The 3,339-nt window shown below is 38.7% G+C and carries 1 protein-coding gene and 5 pseudogenes; 4 read left to right on the forward strand and 2 right to left on the reverse strand.

Annotated features, from left to right (window positions below; translation table 11 throughout):
* The coding region (locus QUB44_RS30280; RefSeq protein WP_333373509.1) for an ISAs1 family transposase at positions 1 to 721 on the forward strand (721 nt) is incomplete at its 5' end.
* A 31-nt stretch (positions 722 to 752) separates the two neighbouring features.
* Here the strand turns inward: QUB44_RS30280 and QUB44_RS30285 are convergent.
* Positions 753 to 1,003: pseudogene (locus tag QUB44_RS30285) on the reverse strand (ISKra4 family transposase); the annotation flags it as partial.
* 404 nt (positions 1,004 to 1,407) lie between these two features.
* Here QUB44_RS30285 and QUB44_RS30290 point away from each other — a divergent pair.
* Positions 1,408 to 1,623: pseudogene (locus QUB44_RS30290) on the forward strand (IS5/IS1182 family transposase); the annotation flags it as partial.
* 187 nt (positions 1,624 to 1,810) lie between these two features.
* Positions 1,811 to 1,993: pseudogene (locus QUB44_RS30295) on the forward strand (IS1/IS1595 family N-terminal zinc-binding domain-containing protein); the annotation flags it as partial.
* 40 nt (positions 1,994 to 2,033) lie between these two features.
* On the opposite strand, the pseudogene QUB44_RS30300 reads toward QUB44_RS30295, so the two are convergent.
* Positions 2,034 to 2,369: pseudogene (locus tag QUB44_RS30300) on the reverse strand (IS1 family transposase); the annotation flags it as partial.
* A gap of 110 nt (positions 2,370 to 2,479) precedes the next feature.
* On the opposite strand from QUB44_RS30300, the pseudogene QUB44_RS30305 reads away from it, so the two are divergent.
* Positions 2,480 to 3,196, forward strand: a pseudogene (locus QUB44_RS30305) (IS4 family transposase); the annotation flags it as partial.
* Between the last annotated feature and the right edge of the window lie 143 nt (positions 3,197 to 3,339).

A 3,339-nucleotide genomic window follows, 5' to 3' on the forward strand; every position in this document is an offset into this window, starting at 1 on the left:
TTTAGGGCAAGTTAAAGTGGAGGATCATTCCAACGAGATTACGGCAATTCCGGCACTCTTAGAATTATTAGACCTGACCGGGGCGATTGTTACCATTGATGCGATGGGAACGCCAACCGAGATTGTGAAACAAATTCGCCACAAAAAAGCTGATTATATTGTATCTCTTAAAGCCAATCATCCCACTTTACATTCTCAGGTTAAAGAATGGTTTGATACCAGAAGAGCTAATAACTTTGAAGGCATTAACGTTAGTTATAACCAACAGATTGAAAAGGGACACCATCGCACTGAAAAACGTTATGTTTGGGCTGTTCCTTTAGAGGCTTTCGGTGGTCTTTATCAACAAGACCAGTGGTCGGGACTGCAAACCATCGTCATTATTGAAAGAATCCGCCATCTTTGGAACAAAACGACTCATGAAGTCCAATTTTATCTGACTTCTCTGCCTGCGGATGCTCAAGTTCTTGGTCGTGCCATTCGTCAACATTGGACGATTGAGAACCAAGTTCATTGGACTTTAGATGTCACGTTCCATGAGGATAAATGTCGGATTCGTTCAGGTCATAGTCCTCGTAATTTTGCTATCCTGAGACGGATAGCACTTAACGCTCTTAATCAGGAGAAAACATTGCAGCGTAGTCTTCGTCAAAAAATCAAACAGGCTTCTATGAATAATGATTATATGATGACTGTTCTCAACTCCTTTTGTCAAGCTTGATTGAGATGCTCTTACCCTGTGATAATAACTTGGCTTGTTTCTCTGTTAAAGGCAAGTCTCCTAAAATACTTTTTAGCTGGCGGGTGCGTCCGGCAGTGGTGTTTGTTGTTGATTCGATAAAAAAACTCCTACTTTTGGCATAACTTGAGTCAGCATTTGTTGTCGCACAGCTTCCTCAATACCAGCCAGAGTTGTCAGTTTTTCTTTTGGGGTATCCTCGTACAGGATTTGGGCGATCGCTTGAATATGCTGATTTATGGTTTGTTCTTGCTCAGGTGTCATGGCTTTATTTCAAAAATAGATTAGTGTTATAATATCACACTATCAATTCGCTCACTTGCAAAGGTGACATGCTCCCAGTATTTCCCCCTCTTCGCCCGGAAGATCCACAACAATCAAAGCCTTAACAATTTTAGCGCCAAACAAAGTTTCCCTCTAAGTAATTCGGTGGAAAAATTCATAATTAGCTAAGGAAATATTAAGTGGTACGCTCTGAGTTAAAGTGTAACTGCTCACCGCAACTTTGTTGCGGTGAGCAGTTACAGCAAATAGCTACAACCTAATTAGGGCTTGCTGAAGCAGTTGCAAAAGTAAACACTGTATGAGTTGTCTGACCCTAACAAGGTGGAAGGGTGCAAGAAAAACTGCTAAAATAGCTCAAAAGTCGTGCATCACCACCTGCGAACCTGTACAGAAAAGCTGAGCTTGCCCCACGCCCCCCATCCGAGTTTGGACTGCCCTTCGGAGGAAGGTTGTCCGCTGACAACCGTTGGGTAAAAATGGCCCAACTCATACCGTGGTCAGAATTTGAAGCAGAATATGCTGAAAACTTTCCCAGAGCCCTGGGAGCCCCAGCCAAATCATTCCGGATGGCGTTGGGAGCATTAATTAGTAGTCATAAATATGTAGTGGTGGCTGGTAGTTACCAACTAAAATCCCAGCTATTTTCAAGTTAAAACCTAAAAAAATAGATGTCATAGCTTTAGAAAAGCTTATTAAACCTATTAATTGTTTTTATTGATTAAACTGCTCACAAATCTTATTCTCTGAAAAGAAACAATTTTGTAGGTTGATGTAAATTAACTGGCTATGGAAGATTTTTTGAATTTCTTAAATCGCCGACCTTGTTGTCCCTATTGCCAACGGCAACAAACCATAAAAAATGGCAGTACCCACAACAAAAAACAAAAATTCAAGTGCAAACAATGTGGCAAGCAGTTTGTTGAGCATTCAACAAAAAAGAAAATTTCTCCAGACACTAAGAATTTAATATAGCATTTCAGGTAGTAATAAATATGTAGTGATTAGATATTTATTGGCTCAAAATATAGTTGTAATGATGGATAAAATACCAAATAGCACCAATATGGTTTTCTAACTTTTTAGAAAATGAAAGAGTCTTTCTTACTATCCGAGAAACACGTTGGCGCAAAGTATTATTAAATCTTTCAATGTGATTAGTTTTTCCACTGTCTTTACCAACTGGCTGATGGCGTTTGCTTGGAAAAATACAAGCATAAGCCTGCCAAAAATCTGTATAGCAAACAGCACATTGTCGATATACAGGAGGTAGAGAATTCCATAATTGTTTGGCTCCTTCTTCGCTACGATCGCCAATATAAACACCAATAATTTCTCTGGTCTCTCTATTTGTGACAAGTTAAGAAAAAGTGCAAATTGTCAAGGGGGTAGACCAAAAAAGGTAAAATAGGATGAAACCTTTACGGGTCAAGCAGTTGAGCCATGGTTGAAGCAGTTATGACTAGCAAAAAACGAATCAACCGAGATCATGCAAAGAAAAAAAATAGTCCCCAAATAGAAAATGAAGCGATTGCGAATCACCTGGAAGATTTATTAATTCCAGCAATGGCTGCTCAAAAAACTTTTTATCGCCAACTAAATTTAAGAGATAGGATTCTGACACTACCATTAATGATGGCAGCAATATTAAGTCTTTTATGGCGAAATGTAGCAGGAGTAACAGAATTAACTAGATTATTAAATAGAGAAGGATTTTTATGGTGTGAGCCGTCTGAAATTAGCCAACAAGCATTATCACTCAGATTTTTAACTTTTCCCGCAGTTTTATTTGAAAAAGTATTTAAAGAATTACTGCCTCATTTTCGTCGGGAATGGTTGATGAGAAAATCGAGACCATTACCAGAGAGCGTACAATTTGCCTTAAAAAGCTTTGATAATATCTGGATAGCTGACGGCTCAACATTAGAAGCATTATTTAAGAAGCTACAAAGTTTATCAGATGTTCCAATTGGTCAATTAGCCGGAAAAATGGGAGTAATCATAGACCTAGTAACTCATCTTCCCGAATAAATTTGGTTTGGGGAAAATCCGAAACAAGCAGATACTAATTGGGAGGAAGATTTACTAAAAACAGTTAAGCCTAAAACCTTACTATTATTGGATCGAGGCTTCTATCACTTCGCTTTTTGGTCAAAACTAATCGAGCAAAAAATGTAAGCGTTCAGGGGTATAAAGAAGACGAAAAACCACCCCCAAAATCAAAGAATAAAATTAGGCAGCAGTCAACAAGTCAGAATCATCAGAACAATTATTAGCGTCAGGAAGCAAAGAAGGAGTGGCTGTACCACAACGAGTAG

Origin of the sequence: Microcoleus sp. AT3-D2, assembly GCF_036705715.1 — a bacterium.
GTDB lineage: Bacteria > Cyanobacteriota > Cyanobacteriia > Cyanobacteriales > Microcoleaceae > Microcoleus.